23 protein-coding genes and 3 pseudogenes are annotated in these 24,783 nt (G+C 69.8%); 15 read left to right on the forward strand and 11 right to left on the reverse strand.

Features of this window, described 5'->3' with window-relative positions:
• Positions 1 to 218: 218 nt before the first annotated feature.
• Together ACZ6MA_RS30950 and ACZ6MA_RS30955 are read right to left on the reverse strand one after the other, a co-directional pair.
• Entirely contained in the window at positions 219 to 380 is a 162-nt protein-coding gene (locus ACZ6MA_RS30950) for a hypothetical protein (RefSeq protein ID WP_469437862.1), read from the reverse strand.
• A gap of 32 nt (positions 381 to 412) precedes the next feature.
• Positions 413 to 934 (reverse strand): DUF2199 domain-containing protein, encoded by a 522-nt coding sequence (locus ACZ6MA_RS30955; protein WP_469437863.1) that lies wholly within the window; start codon positions 932 to 934, stop codon positions 413 to 415.
• Positions 935 to 1,323: 389 nt separating this feature from the next.
• Here ACZ6MA_RS30955 and ACZ6MA_RS30960 point away from each other — a divergent pair, with 389 nt between their 5' ends.
• The 8 genes from ACZ6MA_RS30960 (at position 1,324) to ACZ6MA_RS30995 (ending at position 13,436) form a co-directional block, all read left to right on the forward strand.
• A complete protein-coding gene (locus tag ACZ6MA_RS30960) occupies positions 1,324 to 1,656 on the forward strand; it encodes a hypothetical protein (RefSeq protein ID WP_469437864.1) in 333 nt (110 codons plus the stop codon).
• 242 nt (positions 1,657 to 1,898) lie between these two features.
• The gene (locus ACZ6MA_RS30965) at positions 1,899 to 2,462 is read left to right on the forward strand and encodes a hypothetical protein (RefSeq protein ID WP_469437866.1); all 564 of its coding nucleotides are present in this window, start codon (positions 1,899 to 1,901) and stop codon (positions 2,460 to 2,462) included.
• 703 nt (positions 2,463 to 3,165) lie between these two features.
• Positions 3,166 to 4,968 (forward strand): hypothetical protein, encoded by a 1,803-nt coding sequence (locus tag ACZ6MA_RS30970; RefSeq protein WP_469437867.1) that lies wholly within the window; start codon positions 3,166 to 3,168, stop codon positions 4,966 to 4,968.
• Between the two features lie 987 nt (positions 4,969 to 5,955).
• A complete protein-coding gene (locus ACZ6MA_RS30975) occupies positions 5,956 to 10,731 on the forward strand; it encodes an SNF2-related protein (RefSeq protein ID WP_469437868.1) in 4,776 nt (1,591 codons plus the stop codon).
• 50 nt (positions 10,732 to 10,781) lie between these two features.
• On the forward strand, positions 10,782 to 11,288 hold the full coding sequence (locus tag ACZ6MA_RS30980) for a hypothetical protein (protein WP_469437869.1): 507 nt from the start codon (positions 10,782 to 10,784) through the stop codon (positions 11,286 to 11,288).
• 263 nt (positions 11,289 to 11,551) lie between these two features.
• Entirely contained in the window at positions 11,552 to 11,887 is a 336-nt protein-coding gene (locus ACZ6MA_RS30985; RefSeq protein WP_469437871.1) for an SH3 domain-containing protein, read from the forward strand.
• A gap of 295 nt (positions 11,888 to 12,182) precedes the next feature.
• The gene (locus ACZ6MA_RS30990; RefSeq protein ID WP_469437873.1) at positions 12,183 to 12,425 is read left to right on the forward strand and encodes a hypothetical protein; all 243 of its coding nucleotides are present in this window, start codon (positions 12,183 to 12,185) and stop codon (positions 12,423 to 12,425) included.
• A gap of 372 nt (positions 12,426 to 12,797) precedes the next feature.
• Positions 12,798 to 13,436 (forward strand): SMI1/KNR4 family protein, encoded by a 639-nt coding sequence (locus tag ACZ6MA_RS30995; RefSeq protein ID WP_469437875.1) that lies wholly within the window; start codon positions 12,798 to 12,800, stop codon positions 13,434 to 13,436.
• A 21-nt stretch (positions 13,437 to 13,457) separates the two neighbouring features.
• Here ACZ6MA_RS30995 and ACZ6MA_RS31000 read toward each other — a convergent pair.
• Both ACZ6MA_RS31000 and ACZ6MA_RS31005 read right to left on the reverse strand, forming a co-directional pair.
• Positions 13,458 to 13,556: pseudogene (locus tag ACZ6MA_RS31000) on the reverse strand (ATP-binding protein); the annotation flags it as partial.
• 155 nt (positions 13,557 to 13,711) lie between these two features.
• Positions 13,712 to 14,191: a hypothetical protein gene (locus ACZ6MA_RS31005; RefSeq protein WP_469437877.1), complete on the reverse strand. Its 480-nt coding sequence runs from the start codon at positions 14,189 to 14,191 to the stop codon at positions 13,712 to 13,714.
• 262 nt (positions 14,192 to 14,453) lie between these two features.
• Between ACZ6MA_RS31005 and ACZ6MA_RS31010 the strand changes: the two genes are divergently transcribed.
• Positions 14,454 to 14,687: a hypothetical protein gene (locus tag ACZ6MA_RS31010; protein WP_469437878.1), complete on the forward strand. Its 234-nt coding sequence runs from the start codon at positions 14,454 to 14,456 to the stop codon at positions 14,685 to 14,687.
• Between the two features lie 118 nt (positions 14,688 to 14,805).
• Here ACZ6MA_RS31010 and ACZ6MA_RS31015 read toward each other — a convergent pair.
• Positions 14,806 to 15,024, reverse strand: a pseudogene (locus ACZ6MA_RS31015) (IS110 family transposase); the annotation flags it as partial.
• A 139-nt stretch (positions 15,025 to 15,163) separates the two neighbouring features.
• On the opposite strand from ACZ6MA_RS31015, the gene ACZ6MA_RS31020 reads away from it, so the two are divergent.
• Positions 15,164 to 15,634 (forward strand): N-acetyltransferase, encoded by a 471-nt coding sequence (locus tag ACZ6MA_RS31020; protein WP_469437880.1) that lies wholly within the window; start codon positions 15,164 to 15,166, stop codon positions 15,632 to 15,634.
• Between the two features lie 244 nt (positions 15,635 to 15,878).
• Here the strand turns inward: ACZ6MA_RS31020 and ACZ6MA_RS31025 are convergent, their stop codons facing one another.
• The 3 genes from ACZ6MA_RS31025 to ACZ6MA_RS31035 all read right to left on the reverse strand — a co-directional run bounded on the left by ACZ6MA_RS31025 (position 15,879) and on the right by ACZ6MA_RS31035 (position 18,303).
• The gene (locus ACZ6MA_RS31025; protein WP_361932510.1) at positions 15,879 to 16,088 is read right to left on the reverse strand and encodes a hypothetical protein; all 210 of its coding nucleotides are present in this window, start codon (positions 16,086 to 16,088) and stop codon (positions 15,879 to 15,881) included.
• A 591-nt stretch (positions 16,089 to 16,679) separates the two neighbouring features.
• Positions 16,680 to 17,264, reverse strand: coding sequence for a GNAT family N-acetyltransferase (locus ACZ6MA_RS31030; RefSeq protein WP_469437882.1), 585 nt, complete (start codon positions 17,262 to 17,264; stop codon positions 16,680 to 16,682).
• A gap of 496 nt (positions 17,265 to 17,760) precedes the next feature.
• Positions 17,761 to 18,303: an RDD family protein gene (locus ACZ6MA_RS31035; protein WP_469437883.1), complete on the reverse strand. Its 543-nt coding sequence runs from the start codon at positions 18,301 to 18,303 to the stop codon at positions 17,761 to 17,763.
• Positions 18,304 to 18,712: 409 nt separating this feature from the next.
• Here ACZ6MA_RS31035 and ACZ6MA_RS31040 point away from each other — a divergent pair, with 409 nt between their 5' ends.
• The gene (locus tag ACZ6MA_RS31040; RefSeq protein WP_469437885.1) at positions 18,713 to 19,747 is read left to right on the forward strand and encodes a hypothetical protein; all 1,035 of its coding nucleotides are present in this window, start codon (positions 18,713 to 18,715) and stop codon (positions 19,745 to 19,747) included.
• An 87-nt stretch (positions 19,748 to 19,834) separates the two neighbouring features.
• Here the strand turns inward: ACZ6MA_RS31040 and ACZ6MA_RS31045 are convergent.
• Both ACZ6MA_RS31045 and ACZ6MA_RS31050 read right to left on the reverse strand, forming a co-directional pair.
• A pseudogene (locus ACZ6MA_RS31045) lies at positions 19,835 to 20,082 on the reverse strand (NF041680 family putative transposase); the annotation flags it as partial.
• A 260-nt stretch (positions 20,083 to 20,342) separates the two neighbouring features.
• A complete protein-coding gene (locus ACZ6MA_RS31050) occupies positions 20,343 to 20,693 on the reverse strand; it encodes an SH3 domain-containing protein (protein WP_469437887.1) in 351 nt (116 codons plus the stop codon).
• Positions 20,694 to 21,557: 864 nt separating this feature from the next.
• Here ACZ6MA_RS31050 and ACZ6MA_RS31055 point away from each other — a divergent pair.
• The 3 genes from ACZ6MA_RS31055 to ACZ6MA_RS31065 all read left to right on the forward strand — a co-directional run bounded on the left by ACZ6MA_RS31055 (position 21,558) and on the right by ACZ6MA_RS31065 (position 23,140).
• Positions 21,558 to 22,067 (forward strand): AAA family ATPase, encoded by a 510-nt coding sequence (locus ACZ6MA_RS31055; RefSeq protein ID WP_469437889.1) that lies wholly within the window; start codon positions 21,558 to 21,560, stop codon positions 22,065 to 22,067.
• Positions 22,064 to 22,699 (forward strand): 2'-5' RNA ligase family protein, encoded by a 636-nt coding sequence (locus ACZ6MA_RS31060; protein WP_469437890.1) that lies wholly within the window; start codon positions 22,064 to 22,066, stop codon positions 22,697 to 22,699. The genes ACZ6MA_RS31055 and ACZ6MA_RS31060 overlap by 4 nt, the downstream gene beginning before the upstream one ends.
• A gap of 111 nt (positions 22,700 to 22,810) precedes the next feature.
• On the forward strand, positions 22,811 to 23,140 hold the full coding sequence (locus ACZ6MA_RS31065) for a hypothetical protein (RefSeq protein WP_469437892.1): 330 nt from the start codon (positions 22,811 to 22,813) through the stop codon (positions 23,138 to 23,140).
• Between the two features lie 145 nt (positions 23,141 to 23,285).
• Here ACZ6MA_RS31065 and ACZ6MA_RS31070 read toward each other — a convergent pair whose 3' ends face one another.
• Positions 23,286 to 23,744 carry a hypothetical protein gene (locus ACZ6MA_RS31070; protein WP_469437894.1) on the reverse strand — a complete coding sequence of 153 codons (459 nt, stop codon included), beginning with the start codon at positions 23,742 to 23,744 and terminating at the stop codon, positions 23,286 to 23,288.
• 257 nt (positions 23,745 to 24,001) lie between these two features.
• Here ACZ6MA_RS31070 and ACZ6MA_RS31075 point away from each other — a divergent pair, with 257 nt between their 5' ends.
• On the forward strand, positions 24,002 to 24,748 hold the full coding sequence (locus ACZ6MA_RS31075; RefSeq protein WP_469437895.1) for a hypothetical protein: 747 nt from the start codon (positions 24,002 to 24,004) through the stop codon (positions 24,746 to 24,748).
• Positions 24,749 to 24,783: the final 35 nt, after the last annotated feature.

Genomic DNA, 24,783 nt, shown 5'->3' on the forward strand with positions numbered 1-24,783 from the left:
TGTGCGCCGTCTACCGCGCCCGCCGATGGATCGTGACGTACCGTCGGCACAGGCGCCTTGACAGGACGGGCGTTTATCCCGGCCTCGCGGTCCTCGCACGTCGCGCGGGGCCGGGTACCCCGTCATCGACGGGGCATCGCGTGGCCTTCGGCACTGCCCGGGGCGGGTACGTCACCCACTACCGCGTCCGCGTGGCCGACGACCGTCACCTCCTCGCGCTAGCCGGCGAGCCCAGAGCCGCCAAGGCGGATCACGTGCTGGTCGTAGCCAGTCAAGAACGCCGTAAGGGAGTGGAAAAACGTTCTTCCGACGAACGTGCCAGGTCGCTGGCCGACCCGGACGAAGTACTCGCGCTCGGTCATCTCCGAGAGCTGCTTCATCAGGCCCTCCTCTTCCTGGCTGGATGGCTGGATCAGACGTCGTCGCCCTGGGGGTGGAAAACGGTTTCGGCGATCTCATGGACCCGGTCCACGGTGATACCCGCTCGTTGTTCGACCGCGAGGGGGTGGTCTGTGGGCTCCAGCTCGATGAGAGGACGCTGGCCAACAGGGCGGGTGTGGACGCGGGTCTTCAGGTTGATGGTGGTGGGCGAGTAAAGGCCAAGATCGGTGCTCAGCCAGCCGAAGTACGGCTGCTCGGTCTCACGGCCCGGAGTGTCCCACCTGTCCGCAGCACGAGCGAAGCTTTCACGGCTCAAGGAAACCCAGACCGCCCAGGAGAACACGTCGTCGCTGCCGATGACCGGTATCTCGATCAGGCCCTTGACGAAGTAATGCTGGTCCTGGACGACGCACTGATCCGAACTGAGCAGGCAGTCCGAACGACCCGCAAAACTCTCGTCCCACACGTAAGGGGCGGTGGCTGAATAGTTCATCGGGAACTCCGGGTGCTGCGCCCCACAGCACGAGCAAGTGAAACCGAGATCACTGGTCATGGTCGGATCGTAACCGGGCCCAGACAGCCACCACGCACGGCCGACGGTGCGCGCGGACAGCGTCAGACAGCACCCATAGACAAGCGGGCAAGCGTCCTCGACGCGACCATTGGTCTTTGTCACACACTTCCAACGGTCGCCGGGGGCGCGCCCCCGTTACGCCCGCGCTGCACCAGCCGGCAGTTGCCGCGGACGGGGCAGGTACGTGGCCTCAGTTTGATCAGGCGTACGGGCTCTCCGGCACCGTCCGAGCCGTGCGGGAGCTGAGTGACACCCTGGCCATGCCCGCTGGGCTCTGGCAGGGCGCCACCCCGAAAGGCGTCTGTCCGGTCCCACAGCATGAAGCGATCGGCCCCATGGGACAGTGGGCCGACGCTATGTTCATTGGCATGAATGATGACTCCTCGGAAGGCACGGTCCGCCTGCACACCGGCGAAGTGACCGCTGAACCGGTGCTGCTCATCGTCTCTTCTGCGCTGCGGCGCCTGCTGGAAGGCGGCGTGACCGGCATGCTGGCCTTCGCCGACGTCGTTGCCCTCGCCCGTGATGACGCCTTCACCCTGCCGCGCACCTCCCAGACCAGAGCCTCCCAGGCGGGCCTGGTAGACGAGATGGGGCGCATGGAGCGGGGCATCGCGGCGGTAGTCCGCGCCAGCGCCGAAGGTGAGGGTTATGACGTTCGGGTACTCGACCCCGTCACAGGCCGGTCCGCAGTGGCCTGACCCGCGCTCCGTGCTGCCAACGGGCCGCAGGGGCGTCGGTCGCGTTTCGCAGGATGTCCACGACGACGTGGCGGAGCAGCTTGGAGACGAAGCCGTCCAGTCAGTCACATGAGAGCCTTGGCGTAACGTAACTTCATCCTCCCTTGCCGTATCTGAACCGGTGGCTGGAGCAGCGCGCGGCCGCGGGCTGCGGCGCCGCGCCTGCGCCTGGCAGGCATTCTCATTCAGTACCGTCGGCTTCTATGACTGTTTCGCCTGACTCGTCCCCTGATCCGACCGTCGTGCCCAGCGTCATGGAGCTCGCCCAGGTGGTGAAGGTCCTCGGGGGCACCCCCCGCCACTACCTCCCCGAAGGGCCCGCCAACGAGACGCTTTCCAAGGCAGCCCTGGCTACTGCAGCGCACGGGCGAGCAGCGAAAGTCGCCTACAAGGCACAGGCCGACCTGGCCGGCTCCTCCGCCCGCCAGGAACTACCCGCGATGAACCAGCTACTCACGGCGGCCGTCGAGGAAGGCGACGACCGGCTCGAGGCCCTGCCCCTGGTCTGGTACGGCCAGGTCTCCGAGATCGCCATCGCCCTGCGCTCTATCCGGGAAGAAGCTCCCGAAACGGACCCCCTGATCAAGGCCGCGGCGGACACCGCCCGCGCACTGATGATCCTGCTGGAAGCCCGACTGAATCTCTCGGCCGCTCACCTCGGCCGCCTCACCAAAGTCCTCGGCGAGGCAGAAGAAATGCTCACCAGCGCCCGCTCCAACACCAGCCGCATCCCGCACTGGCTGCGCCGGCCAGGGAACCTCAGCTGACAGACTCACCCCGGTCCCAGTGCCGCCGCCCCTTGGCCTGAGACAAATGCAGCTGTCCCCGCCCCCGGGTACTGCCGCCATGAGGCAGCCCACGGGGGCCTGCGCGGGGGCTTCCCCGCGGCGGCAGTGTGAGATCACCGCTCGCTCAGCATGGTGCCGGAGGCGGATCGGTCTGGGGCCAGGAAGGCGGCGGACTCGGGGAGAGGGAGGGGGAAAGCACGTGGCCTGCGGGGCGTGCTGCGGCCGGGGAAGACCGACCACCACACCGGCACCATCCTCCACCGGCCCTGGACGCCACCGGTGTGCTCCACCGCCGCGTCGTGGTGGACACGCGGTGGGTGACCTCCATGGCTTCCAGCCGCCTCAACATCATCGCCGCGCACCACGCCCCCGGGGCCAGGCCGACGGCTGGCTGTGCCTGGCCGCCCCACCGAGAGGGTGACGCGCACTCTGAGCATCATCGGCGTCGACGCCGTCCTTCGACTGCCGCGAACCCCTTCCCCAAGCCCTCAGTGACTGACCGAACAAGCCGCTGGAAGCCCCGACCTGACGGCCCGGCAACGTAAGCCGGGCCAGTGCCGGTCCCGCTACCACCCGCTGGCATCCAGCCAGGAACGAGCGGCCCTCGGCCTGTGTGCTCCCGGACTACGTGACGCTGGCACTCTGCCCTCTATCGTGGTGAGAGCAGGCGAAGGGGGGCGGCGTGGTGCGTGATACCCGGCTGGTGCAGACGGCGGTCATCGGTGATGAGCACTCCGATGTGCCCGTCGTGCTGCCGCCCGAGGCGATCGAGCTCGACGCCTTCCGCCGAAACCACGAACAGGACACTTTTTGGTGCGGTGTTCTGCTGGGCGGCTGTGGTGCCCAGCTCGCGACCAAGCTCTACGTCGATCGTCAGTGCCATTTCCAGCACTTCCCTCAGCCGGACGGCATGCCGAACACCTGCCACAGGCCGGCTGTCGGCGAATCCAGTGCGGACCACCTGTACGTCAAGTCGGCGATGTCCCGGTCGCTGCTGGATCACGGCCGCGCCGCACGCTTCGCCTTCCCGCCGCCGATCGGTTCGCTGGTCGAAGTCGACGTGGAGGACGGCACCTCGTTGCGCATCCACATGGACGGCACCGTGCGACCCGACTGGGACGACACCGAGCGGACGGTCGTTCTCGGGCCCGGCGTGGTGCCGGACCCCGGCAGACTTGCGCGCTGCCCGCACGTCTACCGAGTGCGGTGCGACAGCGACGGAGCCACCCGCCGGGTCTGGATCGGAACCCAGAGCCTGGCACACCCGACCGACTGGATCCCGCTCAGCGAGTGCACCTGGACCGACGAGGGCCTGCTCACACCGGCCGCAGCCCGTCTCCAGCGCACCCGTCCCACCGGCCCGAGCCATGCCGACGCGCCCACCGGGCCGGCCACTCACCCCCGGGCGCTGCCGCAGAGCGTGATCACTTTCATCCGCGGCCTGGAAGCCGCGCAGCGGACCGGAACGGTCGAGCACGTGCGCCGTCTGTGCGCCGGCAGCGGCGCCTTGCTGCACCATCTCACTCCGCTGGTGCGAGCCGAGGCGGAGAAGGCCCTGGCAGAGGCGCGTGCATGGCTGGCCACGCATGAGGAGTACCAACGGCGCCTGTTCGCCGACCTCGAGGCGGCTGTCCGCGAGCGCCGCGCCTGGGACGTGCGCTCCCGCCTGCAGCAGGCCGCCGCATTGACCCGGCGCGGCGCCAGCGTCTCGGAGCAGCGTGTGCTGGCGGCCGCGCGCGCCTACCTGCGGGGGCAGGACTACGTCGATGGACCCCGTGTCACAGCGGCGTACCGGGGGGAACCGCACCACAGGTCGGCGGCGCCGGCCGCGAAGAAGACGCGGTCGGCGTCTCAGCAGAGGAAGAAGTCGCAGCGGCGCCGGGAGGCGGCCGCGGAGGCACGCAGCCTGCTCAAGCGTCTTCGCCGGGAAGAGCGTCTCCTGTCCCCCGCCGAGCTGAAGAGGCTGGTCGGCAAGCTGTCGCGCGCGGCGCAGTCCGCGGGGGACGCCCTTGATCCCAAGGACCGTCTGTCGGTTGTGTCCTGGGAGCGCAAGACGCAACGGCAGCACCGGGCCGTGGGCAATCGCGCCCCGTCACACGCGGACAGGACACGCTCAGCCCAAAACCAGGACCGCCCCGCCCGCGCGCCGCTCGATCCGCTGGCGGACGCGGTCCGGGTGATCTTGCAAAAGGCCGCATCCACGGGAACCACTCTCACCTGGAGCGAGATCCGCCAGCAGCTACCAGCCGGGCTGCCGGCTCCGGAGCGCAGCGAGCAGACGGCGCTGCTGATACGCATCGACCGCAGCCGCGACAGCGCCGCCCCGCTGCTGTCCGCGCTGGTTACCGGCGCCGACCATGACATGCACCCGGCCTATCCCCGCATCGCGGGAGTCCTGGGCCGCCCGCTGGCACACGGTCACCTGGCAGCCCTGGCCCAGTGGGCGGTGGAACTGTCCCGGTTCCAGCGCAGCTCCGCGAAGTAGGGACACCACGAGCGGACCCGTAAGGACCGTGACCGCTCCGACGGCGCAGTGCACCGCCTGCCGGAAGTTGGGTCGACCTCCTGCTCTCAGGGCGGCGCACCCCGCTCGTGCCGGGTGGCGCCAGGCTGGTGGACAGTCGCCTGCGCGGCGAAGCACACTGCGGAGCCGCCGCCGGTGCAGCGTCCACCGCAACGCGCGCGGCCGCGACCGCGCCGCCCGGCGCCAGCCTCATCGAACCAGCGCGGTGGGTACCCGGCTGCTGAGCCTCCGGGCACGCTCCCGCCTGCTGCAGACTGCGGCTCCCCAGCCGGAAAGCCCTGTCACGTCGGCTGGCACGGCGGTGGTGGGATATCAGGTGATGTCGGCGTAGCGGAGGCGTCCGGGTTGTGCCGTGGTGGCCGAGCGACCGTCTTCTCCCTTGTCACCGGCAGGGCAGTGGCTTCAGAGGCCGGTGAGCGAGGCCTGGCTCACCCGTCCGCGGCCTCCCCGGACAGACCGGGCACCGGGGGCTGGCTCTTCGCGGGCGTGCTCGCCACGTGCGGCGTTGAGACTTCGGGGCTTGTCAGCCTCGTGGATGAGGGGAGGTGCGTTGCTCGTTCGAGTGAAGCGACGGCAAACGACAGAGGCGGTATCTCCCGACCGGCTAGCGTCCCCCCGGCGGAGGGCTCTGCGGCTCGGTGGTGACGGACCAGGTGGTGCGGTCGCGGCAGGGCGGTGGAGGAGCGGCCTTGGCTTGCTCGCTCATACCTTCCCCGGATGGGTTCAGTGCAGATGTCGGGAGTTGTGAAGTGACCGTGCCGCAGGCCCTTCTGCCGGGGCGCGGGCGCTTGCGGGGGGCGATCGTGCTGATCGTGCTGGGCATGCCGACTGCGGGTGGAGAACGGTGTGCCTAGGCTCCCGGCGTCGGCAGGCGAGCTGAACTGGCCTGGAAATCTGCTGGCCTGGGCAGCATCAGGTCAGCTGGCGCGCCGCGGAGTGTCCGCCCTCGTGACGAAAGTGCTGGACGGGACGGGGACGCTGCGGGCCGGTGCGAAGGACCTGGCGCGGACGGACAAGGAGGCCTGCCGTGTGCTGCGCAGCGGCGGCGCCTTCCCGGCGGAGCTGCTCGCCCTTATCCACTTCCCTCGTGAGTTGCCGCAGTCCTGCCGCAGGGCGTGGGCCGTCTTCACAGCCGACCTGGGGATGGCCTGGACGGCGCTGGAGGACTTCGCGGGCTTCGCCGGCGCGCAGCTGGTGTGCCGCAGCAGTCGGATGGAAGCCGGGGGTGAGGTCTTCCAAGTGGCCTTGCGGGGCCCGGAGACAGCCCTGGTGGGCCCGGCGGGGGTCGGTGCCAGCCAGCGGCTTGCTCTGCATCAGGTGGTGCTCGCCCTGCTGGAGGCACTGACACGGCCGGGCATGGTCTGCCCCTTGCGGTGGGCAGACCTGGCGCAGTGGCCCGGGCTGGAAGGGTGGTCGGCCGCGGCGGGGTTGGTGGAGAGGGCAGGGGCCCCCGGGCCGCGGTCGGCCCCCGATCTGCTGGCCGGGAACATCGGCAGCTCCGAGGAGGCCGGAGCCAGGCTCCTCCTCGGTGTCATCGAGGAGGAAGAGCGGCGCGCGCAGCATGATGTCTCCAGGGCCCAGGCGCGCAAGTCGGAGCTTGAGGCGGCTCTCGAGCGGACGCGTCAGGAACTCGACAGGATCGAGCAGTGCCGGGCCGGCTGGGAGATGGCTCAGGAGGTGGAAGCCAGCGACCTGCCGGAGGCCGAGCGGGAAGCCGCCGGTGCGGCGCGCGCGGCCCGGCTTCGCGAAGCCGGGGCTGCCATGGTGGCCTCGTACGCGCAGACGCTGGCCGTCCCCGGCGCCGCGTGGCAGCACCTGGAGAAGGTACCGCCCCCATGCGGGGGGCTTGCCGGGTTCGAGGGCGTGGCACGGCCCGTGGGCACGGTGGAGGGGCGGTTGTTGTGGGCGGCTGAGATCCGGGCACGGCAGGCGGGCGAGGACGGGGCGCCGGGGCAGGCCGGCGGCGGGTGCGTGTGGCAGGGCCCAGTGCGGCTGTCGCCGGACGACGCCCTGGACGCCGCGGCCCGGGTCGCCGGGAGCGACGTCCTCAAGACGCCGGTTCCCGATCCACGCTTCTCGCATCCCTGGCCGCACGTGCTGCTTCCGCAGCACGCATGGCCCGTGGTCGCCGACCTGGCGGACAGCGGTGCGCTGCCACACTTCCAGGCCTGCGAGCGGGGGACGGGGCCGTTCACGGCCGAGCTGTCGTGCCAGGCAGGCGGGGCGCGCGTGGCCGCCGAAGGGGCGGGTGCGTCGCAGGCCGAGGCGCGGGAGCAGGGTGCGCGGCAGCTGCTGGGCGTGCTGGTGGGAGAAGTGGGGTTCGGCAGCGTCCCGTGGACGCCGCAGGAGGCCAAGGAGCGTCTTGGGCACCTCTTGCGGGAGCCGTGGCTTGAGTCGCTGAAGCGCAAGTCGCGCGCGTTGCGCGGTAGGGACGGGCGCTGGGTAGAGCTGTCCTGCCTCGTTGGTGACTCAGTCCTGCGGGCGGAGGCGGTGGCCGCCCAGGAGCAGGCTGCCGAACGGGCCGCCGCGTGGCTGCTTGTCCAGCGTCTGGGGTGCGGGCTCCGGGACCCGGGCCGGATGCTGGACCCGCAGCCGGACGATGCGGCGGGCGCCCTCGTGGCACTGCGGGAGCACGGTGTGCTGGAGGAGGTAGAGGTCCGTGAGGGGCCGGGCGGAGCTGAGACGGTCCTCGCCACCGTCGTGGTCGGCGAACGGCGGCTGTGGGCTGCTGGCGGCGATGCCGACCGTGCGGCCCGTGAGGTGCTGGCAGCGGTGCGCTGCTGGACGCTCGCCCCGCGGGTGGCCCAGGCATCCGACGTGGGAGCACCGCACCCCGACTGGCCGGTGCCCCGGCCGGACCCGGTTGCGGATGACGGGAACGTGCCGGAGCCGGACGTTCCGGAGCCGGAGAGGCTGCGTAGGGCGCTGCGCGCCGGGGCGCGCCTGTGCGCGGTCACTCTGGACGGCGGCCTGGCCGCCTTCGTGGTCGTGCCGCAGGCCAGGGCGGGCGGGAGGGAGCCGGGGGACCCGTGCTGGCGTCTGTGGTCCGAGCACGGAGCCGTTCAGGTGCACGGGCCGTCGCTGGGGGCGTTGACCGTGGCCGAGGCTCTGGTAGGGCATGGCCCGGAGCCCGGATGGGACGCATCGGTGGTCGGGTGGCGGGAGGTACTGCGGTTCGGCTGTGAGGCGGTGGCCGCCGGTCAGGTATGGCCGGGCGTGAGTGCCGGCGGATGCGCGGTGTGGCGTGCGGGCCCGTTCAGTGACGGGCAAACGGGCGCGCTGCGGGCGCTGGCGCGGGCGCTCCCGCCGTGGGCCCACAGCGAGGCAGCCGGGGGTGGCAAGGGCGCCATCGCGTCGGCGCAGTCGACCATCGAACGGGTTCTGGTGGCCCTGGCGGACGGGCTGGTCCGCGGCCCTGGCGTCACCGCCGTCTGGGGCACTTCGGCACTGACCGGCCGGACGGGCGGCCCGGTCGCAGGAACGGTGGCGCAGTGGCTGGACGCGGTCGAGGAGATCGCCGACGCACTTCCACCGCCGGGGGTGGTGCTCTCGGTGCTGCCCCCGCCGCAGCCCCGGCGCGAGGTGAACACCCTGCGCGTCCACATCCGTCTGCGCCCGCCCGGCAGAGCCGGGCAGCTGATGACCCTGCCTGCGATGCAGGCCCAATGGGGCGCCGAACACCCGGCGGTACTGCGGGCGCTACGGGCGCTGCGCAAGGCCGCCGCGTGCTGGCCGGCGCTCCGCCAGGCGGCCGACGAGCGGTCGGAGCAGGTCCGGGTATCGCCGGGGGAGGCCGCGTTGCTACTGGGACAGCTGGGCCGCTCGCTCACGCGGGCCGGGGTGGAGGTGCAGTGGCCGCAGCAGTGGGCCCAGCGGCTGCGGCCCGTGGTGGTGGCCGGCTCGCAGTCCGGCACTGACCTGTCACTGGACCAACTGGTGGACTACCGGTGGCAGATGCGGCTGGACGGAACGGTACTGAGCACTGAGGAATGCCTCCAAATCGCCGAGGCCGCGGGCCAGCTGGTGTGGCTGCGGGACCGGTGGGTCCTGGTCGACGCCGACACGGCACAGCGGGCGCAAGGCGGCCGGATCCGCACGGCGGTCCCCGCGGGCGAGGCCCTGGCGGCGGTCCTGCTGGGAACGGTCGAGACCGGCGACGGCAACGGATACGGGCCGGGGGAAAGCGCGGACCTGGTGGCGGAGGGCGGGCTGGGCGAGCTGGCAGCGCTGCTCTCCGGTGACACCTTCACCCCCGTCGAGACACCCGAGGAACTCGCGGGGCAGCTGTGGCCCTACCAGCGCGAGGGCCTGACGTGGCTGGCGAACGTGACCTCCCGATTCGGCGCGGTGCTGGGCGATGACATGGGACTGGGCAAGAGCGTCCAGGCGATCGCGCTGATGATGCACCGCCGCCAGAGCGGGGCATCACAAGGACTGCCGGTGCTACTGGTCGCCCCGGCGTCGATGGTGCTGACCTGGGTGCGGCAGGTGGAGAAGTTCGCCCCCGCGCTCCCGGTGCGGACCTACCACGGCCCCGGACGGACCCTGGAGGCCCTCGAGGCGGACACGGTGGTGGTCACCAGCTACGGCACCCTGCTGTACGACCAGCACCTCCTCGCGGGCCAGACGTACTCCCTGGTGATCGCCGACGAGGCCCAGCAGGTGAAAAACCCCGCGTCCAAGCGGTCCCAGGCGCTGGCCCGGATGCCTGCCCTGACCCGGGTGGCACTGACCGGGACCCCCGTGGAGAACGGACTGGGGGATCTGTGGGCGCTGCTGAACTGGACCAACCCGCAGCTGTTCGCGTCGCTGCCCCGTTTCATGCGCGCGTTCGGGGCCTTGGAAGCCGGGCCCGCCCCCGGCGTCGCCGCCGCCATGAACCGCGTCGTGGGCCGCGTCCTGCTGCGGAGGCGCAAAACCGACCCCGCCGTATCGCTCCAGCTCCCGGCCAAAATCGAGACGTCCCACGTCCTGGAGCTGGCCCCGGCGCAGATGGGCCTGTACACCCGCACCGCGCAGATAGCGATGGACGCCGTCCGCCAGGCGGCAGGACCGGAGCGCTCCGGTCTCGTCCTGCGGCTCCTGGCCCACCTGAGACAGGTGTGCAACAGCCCGCTGCACCTGAAAGTCGGCGCAGCCGACTCCGGCCGGCTCGGCGCGGTCCTCGACGGCTACGACCCGGCACAGGCGAGCCGCGAGGCATGCAAACTCGCCGCCCTGGACGACCTGGTGCCCACCATCATCGACGCCCGGGAATCTGTGGTGATGTTCAGCGAGTTCCGCACCATGGCGATGCTGCTGCACCGCCACGCCGCTGCGTGGGGGGTGAAACCACTCCTGCACACCGGAGCGATGACCTCCGGCGAACAGGACACGGCCCTGACCCACTTCCGCCGCGGCACCAGCCGCCTGCTGATCGTCACCTACGGCTCCGGCGGGACCGGACTGGACCTCACCGTGGCCAGCCACGCCGTCCTCGTAGACCGCCCCTTCAACCCCGCACGCACCGCACAGGCCATCGACCGGCTTCACCGGCCCGGGCAGAACTCCCCCGTCCACGCCCACCACCTAAGCGTGGCCGGCACCGTGGAAGACAAGATCGACCGGCTGCTGACCCGCAAACTCGGCCTGCTCGACGCCCTGGACGCCACAGCCGTCACAGACCCGGCGGCCCTGACCAACGACGAACTCCACGACCTCATCGCCCTGGGAGCCGCCCGATGACCACAGCTCCCCGCCTTCCCGGCCCACGTGCCGCGGCAGGTGAACAGGCTGTGCGGCCCGAACAAGTGGCGGACACCGAGCCGGCCGGCCGGACGACCTTCCTGGCAGCACTGAACCGCTGGAAGATCGACCACATCACTCTCAGCCCCCCTCCCGGCACGAACACGGCCGTGGATCCAGGGCCCCGGCTACTGCGCGACCAGCACCTCCCCCCACCTCCGCATGACCTGCCGAGCCTGTCAGCGCTGCAGAACATCACGCAGGCGGCAGCCGACCGTGCACGCCGGCTCCTGGACGGCGAGCCGCTGCCCGAGACCGTGCTCCTTGACGCCGTCCACATGGCCGCTGCCATACCCGGCATCGACACCACGACGGCCTACCGCCTGAACATCGACGTCGGCCACTGGCGCGATTTGGTGGCCACCCACCGGACCGGAGGCTGCACCGCAGTGAGAGCCATCACCGGTCACCCCCTCGCTCCCGCGCAGCCCGACAGCTCTCGAGCGCCGTCCGGGCCCAGAGCGATCTCGCGGACCACCACCATCAGACGGGTGTAGGCCGCCTGATCCAGATCGCGAACGACGTGCCCGTTGTGCCGCTTCGGCGCGACGAGGACCTTCCCCGATGCAACGGCGTCGCCGCATGAGCGGTGGCGCCGTTCGCAGATCACGGCTAGGCGCGGAGCCCCGTTCTGCCGAGCAGTAGCCCGCCGTGAGCCGACTGGCTGGCCAAGTTCCTCCGCGGGAGATGTCACACGGGGCGCGTCGGCGACACCTCTATGGGTGTAGCGCCCGTCTCATCAATCGTTAGGAACGGTCATATGAAGTCCTCAATAGCTCGGAAGGCGATTCTCGGGATGGCTGCGAGCGCCGTGGCTGTCGGCGCAGTCATGGCGACGGCCTCAGCAGCATCGGCGGTCAACAGCTCTGCGTGCACCCGGGACGACAAGAACCACTGGGCATACTCGGTTGACCTCTCGGACGCCCCACTGCGTCAGGGGCCGGGTAACCAGTACCGCCAGACGGGGACCCTGGAGGGCGTCCACGCGTTCTACGTGATCTGCAGCGCCGTCAACGACTCGGGGAACCGGTGGTACTACGGCGACCTGACGAACGGGACCCGGGGCTGGATCTGGGCGCGCTGGATCAACGGCTAGCAGAGCCGGGGCGGCGCCCCGGTGACCTTCGGCTGCGGGCCACCGAAGCGGGTTGCTTCGGTGGCGCGCAGCTTAGGTAACCCGAGTGCTGCTGCTGAGCGCAGCAGGATGCGGAAGGCTGCCTGCGACGTGTGCCTGATCGCCCCCCCATGGTGCGCCGCTCCCGTCGGCCGTCCACGTCGGAGCTGGCAGCCCCGGCGTCAGTCTGCCCCCGGGATCCGGGCAACGGGTCCGGTCAGGCTTTGGTTGCCCCCACGGGGGGTCACATCGTCTCGCCGTGCGGAGAGGGACGCTCATGAACTTCATCAGCAGGTGGGCCGCGCGGCGCCTGGTCGGGCGGATTGCGGTCGCGGTCCTGCTCGCCAACGAGCTTGAGCAAGGGGACTTGGAAGAGCGGATCCGTGCCTGCGTTACCAAGTGGGGTGCCGACGCGGTGGGTGCGGAACTCGGACGGTTTCGTTGCACGGCGGTGAGGGGAATGCAGAACGCCAAGTTGCCTGACGTGGGTGACGGGCGCGCGCGTTCTTCGAGGCGATGACGTTGCCGACCGGCGGGCCGAACGCCTGTTGATGTTCCCGTCGCTTCCTCAAGTCAGCCAGGGCGACATCATGCAGGCCCTGCGGGCACAGGCGAGGTGCTCGGCAGCTGGGAGCCGTAACGCGGCAAGCGCGTGACGTCGGAGGCAGGACGCGACCGCTCCCAAGGGCTGAGTGCAGGCAGGCAGCTCCTGGTGTATCTACAACGGCTCCACCAACAACATGATGTTCGTGGACATCTGCCTGTACGACACCCCCTGTCCGCGTACTCGTCGGAGTGCTCAGGCAGGTACGGATGAACGTGCTCAGCTCGACGTTCGGTAACGCGGGGGCCTGGAGGATGTCGGGATGCCACGGAGTGCGAGAATCTGGCCGTGTCTGAGGAGTTGTCGCGCTGGTATCGAGGCCGCCTGGTCGTGGGGCCGTTCAGGCCGTTCGAGGTCGGTGAAGTGGAATGTCTCGAACGGGAGATCGGGCTGCCACTGCCGCTTTCCTATCGCTCGTTCCTGGAGGCGGCGGGCGGGGAGAGCCTCACGTACTCGGTCCGATTGCCGGCTTGTGCCCCGGAGCCGTTCCACAGTTTCGACGACCTCTATCAGCTCGGCCGTGACGACGCTGGCGAATACGGCTGGGGCACCCTTCTGGGCGAGTACCGCCGCAGCCGTGAGGGGTGGCTCGCCCATGAGTTCCCACTGTCCGGCCTTCTTCCGATCGCCCGCAACGGCGGGAGCGACACCCTGTTCCTGGACCTGAACCCGGCGACGCATGGCCAGCTCCATGCCTTCGTTCATGGCATCCCTCACCCGGGATACCTGTCGAAGGGGGTCTTCACCAAAGTCGCTCACGACTTCGACACCTACCTCGACAGCCTCGTCGTCGATCCGGACGTCGCTGAAGACACCTGGGCCGATGTCGTGGGCAGTGACCCCACCGACCCTTGGCGGCGGACCGTCGAGGAATGGCTGGACAAGGAACTGCCGGGCTGGCGTGCTGAGCCGTGGGCAGCGGCCTGAGCGCCCGGGCTGGGCAATTGATCAAGCGACGTTGGTGTCACGTTCGATGGCAGCGAGCCGGTTCTTCAGCCGGTAGCTCGGACCGTTGATAGACACGACGTCGCAGTGGTGCAGGAGCCGGTAACGCCGGTGGCGGCAACACCGGCGCCCAGGACATGCTCGCCGCCACGCTCAAGCGCCTGCAGCAGGCCCAGGACGGGGCGCGGGCCACGGCCACCGCCGCGGACATGGCGCCCAAGGGCGGAAAGCAGTAACCCACCCCGAGGAGCGCGGCGTCAGGCGGCTCGGCGGTAGCTGTCGACGGGACCGCCCCAGCCGCCCTCCGGACCGTCGAAGTCGATCACGAGAGCTGAGCCGTCCGGCTCCACCTCCAGGTGGCCGAGCCCGCGTCCGCCGTCCTTGCCGCCCTCGCACGTGTAGGTGATGGTGGCCGACTCGCGGCCGTCCTTCTCGCCCGGCGCGAACGCGCCCGTGCAGGAAAGCTTGGCGCCCTTAGCAGTGACCTTGCCGTCGGTCACCGTGAGCGTGTCGAGGGTGTCGTCGCCGGGGGTAGCGATGTACTTCCAGGATCCGGTGGCCCGCTCGATGAGCGTGCCCTTCCCCGGGCCCTTGGCCGGCTTCCCGGCAGAGGCGGAGCCTGCTGGGCTCGCTTTCCCCTCCGGCTCCTGCTCTCCCGTGCTGCCGTCGCTGCCGCACCCGCCGACCGTCACCGCGACGAAGAACGACGCGGCCGCTATCCACACTGCCTTGCGCACTGTTTCCCTTTCGTTGCTCTCCACAGCGCCCGCCAACGTACAGGCACGATCGCAACCGCCTCGCACCAGGGACGAGCCCACCACAGCGGACCGGCCCGGATGACGTTCCGGCGTAGGGCTAGCGCGATGACGTCCATGCTCGTGTCAACGAAGGGCCAGCAGCCGGGACACCCGGGCGGGGGGGAGCCCCCTATGTGTTTGGTCAAGGTCCAAGGCCAGTAGGTTCGTGCGGTCAGGGGCGGGCCGAGCCGTAGGGGTGTGCATGGGTGATAGCCAGGTCACGATCAAGCTCACGAGTGATGAGGCACTGGTGCTGTCGCACTGGCTGGAGAAGCTCCAGATGACGGACCTCAGCCGGGTTGTCGACGATCCGGCGGTCTGGGCACCGATCCATCGGATCGCCGGAACACTCGACAAGTCGCTTCCCGAGCTGTTCGCGCCTAACTATGACCAGCGGCTTGAGGCCGCTCGTCAGCGGCTTCGGCCGGAGGACTGATCGAGCGGTCTGGGGCTCCTCACCTGGCCGTAGCCGGGGGCTCGTAGAAGGTGCCGTCGCGGAGCATGGCGAAGAGGACGTCGGCCCGGCGGCGGGCGAGGCAGAGCAGGGGGGTGACCAGTCGCCGCCGTCCGGCCTTGGGTATCAGGGCCGGGGACCCGAACCGTTCCAGCAGCGTCAGGACGGCTGGGTGCTGCAACCGCGGCCCCAGCACCCGTTCCAGCGACGGGTGGATCTGGGTCAGCAGGCCGTGCAGTCGGTTCGCGACCCGGGTCGCTTCGCCGGCCAGGTCGTCGTCGAACCCCACGATCATCTCCAGCTCGGCGATCGTCTCGTCCTCGCTACGGGGGGGGAGGGTGAAGTTGTTCCCCAGATAACAGAGCAGATATCTGAGCCAACGGGGCGCCCTTGGCGATGGCTGGATCGGGCGAGAGAATCAACCGGCGCGCGACGGTCGCGCCCTGAAGGGGGATCGCATGACTCCGGCTGGCCAGTGGGCGCCGCCGCCGTCCGGCTTCACCGAGCGGCAGTGGAAGCTCGCGACGCTCCTGCGGCCGCGCACCGAGGACTTCTGGGTGTACTACGCGCCGAGGAACGGGGCGGGCCCCCAGCAGCTCCGGGTCTGCGAGCGCAGCGGCTACGACTTCGCCCGGCTCACCTGGCAGACCTGCGCCGAGTGCCGCCGTGGCCACGTCATGAAGATCCGGGTGACGGATGAGTGGCAGCGCCAGGGGTTCGGCACCCGGATGATGCTGCGGGCGATGCGCGGGTGCGAGTCTTACGCCTGGACCACCACACCGCAGTTCGAGGACGGGCGGCAGTTCTTCCCGGCCCTGAGCGCCAGCATGGGCACCGGCTTTCCGGTAGCCGGGCCGTGTGCGCACAACTCCGCTCGAGGCGGCGGGTACGCCGAGCCCCGACTCGAAGGCCGGCCGGACGCTCCCTGACACCGAGGGCGGATCCGGACAGCCGTCTCCCCGGGAGAACGATGATCGCACCGGGTACCGGGGGTACCCGCTTCGCCGCCCCGTACGCCCCGCACATCGCTGCTCGTCTTGTGTGAAAGCGATCCTGCGGGTGGATACGGGGGTGGCTATGGATTGCCACCCCCTGGATACGGCGTAGTCGGCCGTTCTGGCCCCGGCCGCGCGCTGCGGCCGGGCCGGGGCGTGCTCCTCGCGGCCGCCAGGGCTACCGGCGGGCGCTGCGGAGGTTCGCCGTGCCGCCGAGGGCGGTCACCGCGCCGCCGATCGTGCCGACGGCGGTCGCGGCCTCCGTGTTGTGCGTCAGCGCCAGCACGACCACGGCCACGATGGATATCAGCGCCGTGAGGGTGGTCACCCACGCGAGAAGGTGGGGGTGGCGCGGGAGGTCGTTTGGGGTACGGTCGATGGCTGTCACGGGTTCCGGTCTCCTCACAGTGAACGGGCACCCGACGACATCAGGCGAGTGGGAGATCCCAGCGGAGCCAGGCCGGCAAGCATCGGCTCCGCAACGGGGTCTCCCTTCGTCGTTTCGAAGGGCGTTTGGTGCCCAACCACGTTACTGGGGGCGGTCTGATGCTCAGTCCCAGCGTCGCGTCGTACACCGCCGTTTTCGCATCCACCCGCCTAGCACTTTCCCGTCCGCCTAACACGCGCGCGACGGAGACGGGCTGATCTGGCTTCAGAGATAAGGGCAGGTCAGGACCCACTCTGTGGATAACCCGACCCCATCGACGCACTGTGACACAGGTCACCAAATTTCTCTGGCGCGGAGGTCCCCGCCAACTAGTAGTACCGGCCGCGAGTTGAAAGGCACGGCACTCCGCCGGCCAGGCTCCGTCAGCGGCGCTGCGCGTGCCGGACGGCCTGGCGGTCGACGGCGGCGAACGGCCGGACGTTCAGGCGTCCCGTGCCGGGGCCGGGGCCTCCGGGCGGGAGCAGGCCGACGTCCTGACCGGCCCGCTCCCGCTGAGCGGGCAGAAATCTCGGTGTCCCGTCCGGTCGACCGCTACTGGAGGTTGGTGACGTTTGCTGTCGGCTCTGGGTCGGCTGCCAGCTTCGGCCAGTGGTGGGCCAGCAGGCCGTAGAGGAGGGTGTCGGTCCACCTGCCGGTGTTGATGTTCAAGGTGAACTGGGGGCGTCGTCCTTCGAGAGCGAAGCCGACGCGTTCCAGCAGGCGGGCCGAGGGGGTGTTGTGGGCGTCGCATTCGGCGGAGACCCGGTGCAGTCCCTGACGGAAGAGGTGGCCGAGCACGGCGCGGACGGCCTCGGTGGCGTATCCCTGGCCGTGCAGGGCTGGCGCGAGGGTGTAGCCGAGGTCGGCCTGCAGGCGGTTGTCGTGGAGGTTCACGCCGAGGTCGCCCGCCAGGCTCCGGCCGGCTTTAAGTTCGATCGCGTACTGGAACCAGCCGGGCTGTTCGGGGTCCTGTTCGCTGTAGAGGCGGGCCTGGGCGGTGGCGGCCTCGGGGGTGAGGGGCGAGGGCCACGCCTGGTAACGAGCGATGTCCGGGTCGTTGCGGTAGGCCGCCATGGGAACCGCGTCCCGGATACGGAAGCGGCGCAGGATCAAGCGCGGGGTCTCAATCTCAGTCATCGGCGCAGTGTCACACGGCGTAGCCGGTGGGGAGCCAGAGGTCCCCACGGCGGATCCGGCACCCCGTCCGTGCGAAACGCTCCATATCCGAGGCGATAGACGGGGCATGGCGAACCATCACCCCGGCGCCCGACGGCGCCCAAGACCGGGAAACGGGGCGCGTTCGACTACCCGCGACCTACGTTGCGGCTGGTGCCTGAGCCAGGGCACCGGGGCCCGGAAGGAGCCGTCACCGATGTGCTCCGCGACATGCACGCCCTGCGCGCCGAAGCGATCACCTCTCGCTACGACGATGGGCCCCAGGAAATCCGGGGCCCATCGTCGTACTGCGGACCGTACGGCCCGTCAGCATCGGCTCGTCAACGGTAAGGCATAACGCTGTGAGAGCGCGAAGAGGGGAGGATGACCGACGAGATCCCGGACTCCGGGGTGCCGTAGGAACCCGCCGCGGGGGCACCCGATCACCTGCACGTCCCGGAGACGTTGACTCGGTAGGTCAGGCGTTGCGGTTGACGACCACGCTGCCGGCCGCCTTGTCATGGAAGCACTGGCGGTAGGGCTTGTCCCAGAGGCAGGAGAGCGCGTTGACAACGCCTCCGAGGGGGATGAGACCGCACAACATGTAGACGAGCCAGCGACCCAGGGCCGCCCCGAAGGACAGCTTCTCCGCGTCTGTAAGCCGCGCGACCCGGAGTCCGCAGATGCGCTTGCCGAACGTGGCACCGTAGGCGTACGTCATCAGGGGGTCGTAGAGAAGAAGTGCACCCATTGCCGCCGTGGCGAAGGCGCTATTGCCCGCCGATTCACTACCGGTCAGCGCGCTTATGGATATGCCCGCGAGCAGGCCCAGAATCATGATGCCTACGACGAGGAACACGATGTCCAGGAGACGGGCGCCCAGGCGTGCCCCCGGGTTGGCGAGCGCCTGCTCGGGCGGACCGGGCATGAGTGGCGTGAATGCTGACGGACGCGGATCGAACTGTTGCGGCGCTCCGTAGAGGTAGGGGTTCTGGGACGGGTCCTGCTGGTAGTTGTTCACCCCACCGATCATTCCGTATAAGAGATGTCGTCAATTCTTGGGTCCACGTTCGGCTTCCCAGTGGAGTGCAGGAGTCGCTCAGATTGGGCGTCTTTCGAATCTACGCCCGGAAGGCCCGAATCCGGCTCGTATGAGGGCAGACGCGTCGTTCGCTGGCGTCTGTATCAAAGTATGGGGCCGGGGGGTGCCCAGTGCAGGGCACGCCGCGGGCATGGGCCGGATCACACTGCCGAACGCGCGACCAGGGGCCCGCAGTCCACGGTCTGCCGGGTATGGGTGCAGCCCGATCTGGTCCGGACGCGACTGCCCGCGCCATTAGTCTGACTTTCCGGTTGGATCAGGGACTGATGGAGGCAGCGTGCGAGTTTTGAGGCAGGCAGCGGCTCTCGCGGGGGTGGGGGTATTCCTCGTGCTCGCCACAGCGTGCGGTGGGCGTGAGCCGTCCAGTGCCCAAGCACCGGCGAAGGGGGCGAAGGAGTCGACCGCTTCCAAGTCGAAAGCCACCAACATCGCTTTGCGGACCACCACGCCCCAGAAGGCCACGTGGACCGACCGTGCGGAGAAGGCGCACCAGCTTCGGGTTGCTCCGAAAAGCCTGATGCGCGGTTCGATATCGGATCTTGACCATGTTCGGCTCGACGACGAGTTGAAGGGGATGACGCCTTACTACCTCACCGTCTCCTTCTCCAATGCGGACAAGGAGGCGCTGAGCCAGCCGGACCTGGCGGGCCAGCTTTCCGTCGTGGGGACGGATGGTGTTCGGGGCAAAGGGGTCATGCTGTTCAGCAATGCCCTGGCGGCAGGTTCGGGACTGCCGAAGGAGTGCAGCCGGGGCAACCCCGGGGCACTTGCTGCGGGGGGCACAGCGGAGGTGTGCACGCTGGTCATGCTGGCCAAGGGGCAGGAGCCGGCGACTGTCTCCTATTCCGACGACGGGAGTGGCACGGCGCTTTGGGAGGTTGGGAGCAGCCGGAACGGCGGGGCCGGTGACGTGCTGGCGATGGGAAAGACTGCTGAGGCCACCGTCGATGACAACCACGGCCACATGCTCAAGATCAAGGTCACGCCGCAGAACGTGCGCGAGGGGGATCCGGAAGACCTCAAAGACTTCAAGCTGAGCGACAGCAAGGATCTCGTCCCCTATTACGTGACGATCGAGTACCGCAATACCGGCGCGTACGACCTCCTCCCCAGCATGCAGGACGACGTGGTGCTGGCGAGCGCCGGCGGAGAGCAGGTACGGCCGCTGGTGCTGCTCGACCTCTACGCCAAGGTCGAAAAATGCCCGGACCGCGAACCCAACACGATGGTGAAGCCGAACGCCACCGTGAAACAATGCTCCATCCACATGCTGCCCAAGGGCGACCGCCCTGCCATCATCAACTACAAAGGCGACGGCCCCGACGCCAAGTGGCTCACGTGGCGCACGCCCAGCAACGACTGACCCGGGCGCGCCGGCGGAAGAAGTCTGTTCTGCTTGCGCCGGTGGCCGCCAAGCTGCAACGGTCCTCCCGGTCCGCGGCCGCGTCAGGCCGCTCGCGGGCCGGGTGGGTTTCGGTGCACGAGTCGGCGTGCCCGTCTCCGCCCGCAGGTTCCTGAACCTGCGACGCACCCGGGAAGGGATGAGTCTGTTCGGTTCGCTGGCCTCTCCCACGGCCGGCGGAGATCTCGCGCGAGTGGACGGGCGAGGCGGAGCTGAGCGTGTGCGGCCAGAACGAGCCAGGTCCAGCGGTCAGCCGCTGCCGAGACCCGCAGCTTCGGCCGGGGCCATCCGCGCGTCGTGCACTACTCTGCCCTCTGGCCGGCCTGGGTTGCCGCGGGCTCGGCGCCCGTGCCATTGCGCGCGCCGACGACTGTGCGACCCCACCGATTCCATCCATGCGTCCGGTCGGGCCGACCGGACGCATGGTCAGTCGCATATGGCTCAGGTTCGTCCTTGAGAAGCGGGGGAGCCGGCAGACCTGCCGGCTCCCCCGCTTCTCAAGGACGGTTGGAGCAGAGGGCGTCACTGCCCCAGGGGTGTCAGCGGGCTCGGGGCATTACATGTTGTAGAGCCCGGTGATGTAGGAGGTCGAAACCCAGCCGTACTGGCCCGAGTGTCCGCCGGAGTACACCTTGACGTAGGCGTATCCCCTGTTGGAGAAACAGCCAACGTAGATCCGCGTGCCGTCGTACAACAGGCCGCGGGACTCGTAGCCGGTGCCCGGGCCGGTGCGGAAATTGACACCGCTGTCCGTGCTCACCGATTCCACACGGTCGAATGAGCGGCCGTCGCAAGCCTCGCGGCCGGGGCCGCCGGCCGCCGATGCCGTGGGTGCCATCGCTACGGCTCCGCTGAGTGCCACGATGGCCGCGGCCAGGGCTGTGCTGGCCTTCCGGCGTATGGACATCTGTCCCCCTCCTTGGCGAACCGGAGGGCCGTTCGCCCTCCTGCTTGTCATGTCACCTTAACGTGACCATGTCTCCGGCATATGACGAGGACCTGGGGGTGGGGACTCCGCAGCCGACGGGCGGCGGCTGCGGGCGCCGTTTGTCTCGTGGTTCGGGGCCAGACGTCCTGCTCCCAGCCGAGGGGCATCCACGATCCGGGGGTGCGGCTACGCGGCGCCGTCGGACGGTTGCTGAAGTAACCGGCCCTGGGGCGCCACTGCAAGCACAGCAGGTGCCCGGCCGATCATCAGGGTCGGCGGCGATGGTTTGTGGAGCCCTGGGTGAGTGCTGGAGCCAGGAAGGATGCGGTGCTGGTTCGCCGGGCTGTTGCGCATTTCTTGCCCTCTGATGTCACACGGCCGTTCTCCCCGACACCTCTATGGGTGATCCGTCTATCTGACCTTGGAGCCACCCATGACTGCCTCGCGCTCACCATCCTCAACGACGGCCACCGTCGCCCCATGGCGCAGGCCTGCGGAAGAAGTGGAGCAGATGGCCCGCAGCATCGCCTTTGTCGAGGACGAGGGATGGGCTGCCTATCAACGCGGCGTCACCGGCAGCCAGGGTCCCGTCGCCGGACCAGTTCCTGAACACGCTCGGTCGACCGCTGCCACTGCAGAGGCCATCACTCTGCTGACGGCAACTCATGCCGCGACCGATGCCCGCACGTCGGCCACGTGGCGGGAGGTGCCTGTAGCGCACGGGCCCCGAGGCCGCTGGCAGATGGCTCTGATTGCCCCCGCCTCCGACGCCGCGCGTTGACGGCGGCGCACGCATCCCATGACCTTCAAGGAGGTTTACCGCCCGTGCCCATGCTGGACACAGTGACCAACTCGAGCCCGCCCTCTGCCGCACCAGTCCCTCTCGCCTCACGCGAGGTCGTGGTGGGCATGCCCGGCTCTGGCAAGACGGCCTTCGCCTCCTCCTGCCCGCGCAGCTGGCGGGTGTGCTTGGAGGAGTACCGTCCGGCGGCGACGGACGAGATGACGGACCAGTCCGCCACACCTGTAGCCGCCCAGGTACAGACCCTGCTCCTGGACACCCGCCTCGCCCGCCGCCGGACCACCCTCGTCGACGCCGTCACCATCAACCCCCGCGTGCCCGCCGACCTGCTGGCCCACGCCCGCTACTGGCGGCGCCCCGCCTCGGCCGTCCTGTCCGACGTCCCGCTGAAGACGGCCCAGGCCCGCTATGCCGGGCGGGACCGCGTCGTGCCCGTGAGCATGCTGCTCAACCTCCACCCGCAGCTCCCTACCGCCGGACAGCTGCGCAGCGAGGGCTTTGCCCCCGTGCATCTGATCTCCGAACTCGCGGCTGCCGGGAGGGTCCGGTGAGCGGAACCCCCGTAGAGGACTTCTTCGCCGGCGTCGAATCGCGCCGGAATGCCTGGCCCGCGGGCCGTGCCGACCTGCACTGGCACCTCCTGTTCGACGCCGCAGCCGTACACAGGACGCTGGTGGAGCCGTATCGGGAGATAACCCACCAGCCCGGACTGGCGCCGGTGGCTGCGCACTGGCTGCACTGCACGATCTTGCACGCCGGCCCGGCCGTCGACTACCGGCAGCAGCAGATCGCCGACGTCGTCGAGCGGGTCACCAAGGAGTGCAAGGACATCGGCGCGTTCGATCTCGTCTTCGACCGGCCCAGCGTGGGGACCGTCGCCGTCGAGTGTGCCGGACGCCCCGGCGAGCCCGCGCGCCGGTTGTGGGAGATCACTGCACGAGTCGATGCAGAGGTAACCGGCCACCGGTACCCCTTGATCCCCGCGGTCTACTACCCGCACGTCTCGCTGGCGTACGGCACCGCCGACCAGGTCCGTGCCGACCGGCGCGCGCTGAAGGTGCTCCTGTCTGATCACCCGGGCGAACCGGTCCGTCTGCGGGCCGATCGCCTGTGCCTGGTAGCCCAGTCCCATGACCGGCGGCACATCACCTGGACCCCGATCGCGGAGGTACCCCTGCGCTGACTGCCCGATTTCCAGCCCGACGCACGTCCTCCTTCTGGCTCACCCGGGGGGCGGGGCGTCGAGCCCCGGGGCACGGCTCTGCCCTGTCAGAACTACGTGGAGGGGACAGCAATGAGCATCCTCAGGAAATGGGCCGCGCGACGCCGGATCGGCCGTGTGGCGTGCGCCGTGCTGATCGCCAACGAGCTCGAGCACAGCGATCTACGGGACCGGATCGTCACCTACCTCGACGATCACGGCGCCGATGACGTCCTGCGGGACGCCGTGCTCCGGGAGCTGGGGCGCTTCCGGAGCATCGCCGTGAATGGCATGTACGGCGCCACTCTCACCGACCTGCACGACGGGCGGGTGTTCTTCGAGGAGATCCAGGCCACCGAACACTGCGGCCAGCGACTCCTTGGAGCCTCTCCAGCGGCGGAGCACCCGGCTCCCCGCCCGTAGAGGCGCCTTCCCCAGCAGGAAGGTGCAGGACCACCAGCACCACAGGTCCTCTGGCCTCCAGATCCGCGGCCGGGCAGAGCCATGGAGCGCTGCCCGTCGCTCAACCCCAGCAGCAACCGCTGCCTTGGCACGCCGTTCCGCCCGGTCACCCCGGCACCACCAGGGTGACGGGGCAGAACATGGCATACATGCGGCCGCGCTCTTGAGCCTGCTGGATGTCGGCGGGGCTCGCGATGTCCCCGGCAAGTGCGAGGAACAGGCCGTGCTTGCAGGCCCCGCGTCGCCAGGCTTTCGAGCTGTTGAGAGAGCCGTCGTAAAAGGGCACGTTGCCCGGGCCGGTCACGGTGAACACGTCGGCCGACACGTTGAGGACGGCGCTCCAGCCGGGCGCGGGCTCGGACCATCCCGCGAGGTCGCCGAACTTCCCCCAGCCGCCCGCCTGGAGGCTGCGCAGATGCGGATCCGGTCCCGGCCCGCCGTGCGTGGCGAATGTTTCGATGCGGTGGGAGGCCGCGAAGATGACCGCCGGCATGCTGCTGCGGTCATCGCTCCAGGCCTGCATCCCGAGCGGGGCTGGCGTTCCGGACAGGTCGGCGGTGTACATCGTCTGAGAATCCACGACAGCACAACGACCGTCCCCGGCAGCCGGTGGTGGCCCCAGGCCCCCAGGCCTGTGGACGCGGGCGGCCTGGGAAAGGGCTCTCGACGCCTGGGTCGGCAGGGGACTGGCGGCCCGTCAGGCTGGCGCGCGGGCATCCGTCCAGGGGGCTCGGAACTTCGTGCGACGTCTCATGTCACACCGTCACCCCTGGCAACACCTCTATGGGTGTAGCACCCCCGTTGAGTCAAGGAGCCCCCACCATGGCCTCGTCTTCCCTGTCCGCGGACACGGGCATACCGGATGAACCGCATCTCACGCTCGTCGTGCTGGCGGACGGGACTGTCCACGCCATCGGCGGCCTGCTGCCCGATACCGGGGGTCTGTGGGGTTCGGTGCACGGGGCCTGGCGGCTGGCCCAGGCCGAGGCGGAGGAACTGGGCCGGCCGGTACGGGTGAGCGTCGGGCACCAGGACGGCACGGTCGCGGCTTACCTTGCCCGCCCGGACGGACGCCTGGACCCGGTTGCAGCTCACCCGCAGCCGCCTGCGACCGACCCTGCCGATTCCCGGTGGCTGGGTGATGGGCTAGATCAGCACCCGCTTCTCGACATGGTCCGCACCGCTCACCGCGAGGAGGCCTGGTACGCCGCGCAGTCGGCCGCGGGCCGGCTGGCCGCGCAAGTTCGCGCCGAACTCGGCGACGACCACCCCCACACCGTCCTGACGGCCCAGCTCGAGGCGTACTTCGCGCTCCGCGCGTGCGACTGGCCGACGGTGGTCCGTCTCCACCTGCTGGTGGCCGAGGCCCGGCACCGTCTGTCCGCACCGTCCAAGGAGACCAAGCGGGCGCTGAACAACGCCGTGGCCGCCTGGCTCCACGCCCGCACCGGACACCAGGTGGACACCCACGGCTACGCCCTGGCGCACGTCCTGGTCCGCATTGCCCCGCACGATGCCCGGGCTCTGTCCGCCGTTCTGCGGAGCTTGCCCTCTGCGGCCACCGCGTGAGCGTCTCCTGGCCGGACCGCCGACGGCCGCCTGCG

Source organism: Streptomyces sp. NPDC042259 (genome assembly GCF_055582085.1).

What these genes read in the sequence shown, in the direction of transcription:
- ACZ6MA_RS30950 (WP_469437862.1), bottom strand. Translation starts at nt 380, where the DNA reads ATGAAGCAGCTCTCGGAGATGACCGAGCGCGAGTACTTCGTCCGGGTC.
- ACZ6MA_RS30955 (WP_469437863.1), bottom strand. Translation starts at nt 934, where the DNA reads ATGACCAGTGATCTCGGTTTCACTTGCTCGTGCTGTGGGGCGCAGCAC.
- ACZ6MA_RS30960 (WP_469437864.1), top strand. Translation starts at nt 1,324, where the DNA reads ATGAATGATGACTCCTCGGAAGGCACGGTCCGCCTGCACACCGGCGAA.
- ACZ6MA_RS30965 (WP_469437866.1), top strand. Translation starts at nt 1,899, where the DNA reads ATGACTGTTTCGCCTGACTCGTCCCCTGATCCGACCGTCGTGCCCAGC.
- ACZ6MA_RS30985 (WP_469437871.1), top strand. Translation starts at nt 11,552, where the DNA reads ATGAAGTCCTCAATAGCTCGGAAGGCGATTCTCGGGATGGCTGCGAGC.
- ACZ6MA_RS30990 (WP_469437873.1), top strand. Translation starts at nt 12,183, where the DNA reads ATGAACTTCATCAGCAGGTGGGCCGCGCGGCGCCTGGTCGGGCGGATT.
- ACZ6MA_RS31010 (WP_469437878.1), top strand. Translation starts at nt 14,454, where the DNA reads ATGGGTGATAGCCAGGTCACGATCAAGCTCACGAGTGATGAGGCACTG.
- ACZ6MA_RS31020 (WP_469437880.1), top strand. Translation starts at nt 15,164, where the DNA reads ATGACTCCGGCTGGCCAGTGGGCGCCGCCGCCGTCCGGCTTCACCGAG.
- ACZ6MA_RS31030 (WP_469437882.1), bottom strand. Translation starts at nt 17,264, where the DNA reads ATGACTGAGATTGAGACCCCGCGCTTGATCCTGCGCCGCTTCCGTATC.
- ACZ6MA_RS31050 (WP_469437887.1), bottom strand. Translation starts at nt 20,693, where the DNA reads ATGTCCATACGCCGGAAGGCCAGCACAGCCCTGGCCGCGGCCATCGTG.
- ACZ6MA_RS31065 (WP_469437892.1), top strand. Translation starts at nt 22,811, where the DNA reads ATGAGCATCCTCAGGAAATGGGCCGCGCGACGCCGGATCGGCCGTGTG.
- ACZ6MA_RS31070 (WP_469437894.1), bottom strand. Translation starts at nt 23,744, where the DNA reads ATGTACACCGCCGACCTGTCCGGAACGCCAGCCCCGCTCGGGATGCAG.
- ACZ6MA_RS31075 (WP_469437895.1), top strand. Translation starts at nt 24,002, where the DNA reads ATGGCCTCGTCTTCCCTGTCCGCGGACACGGGCATACCGGATGAACCG.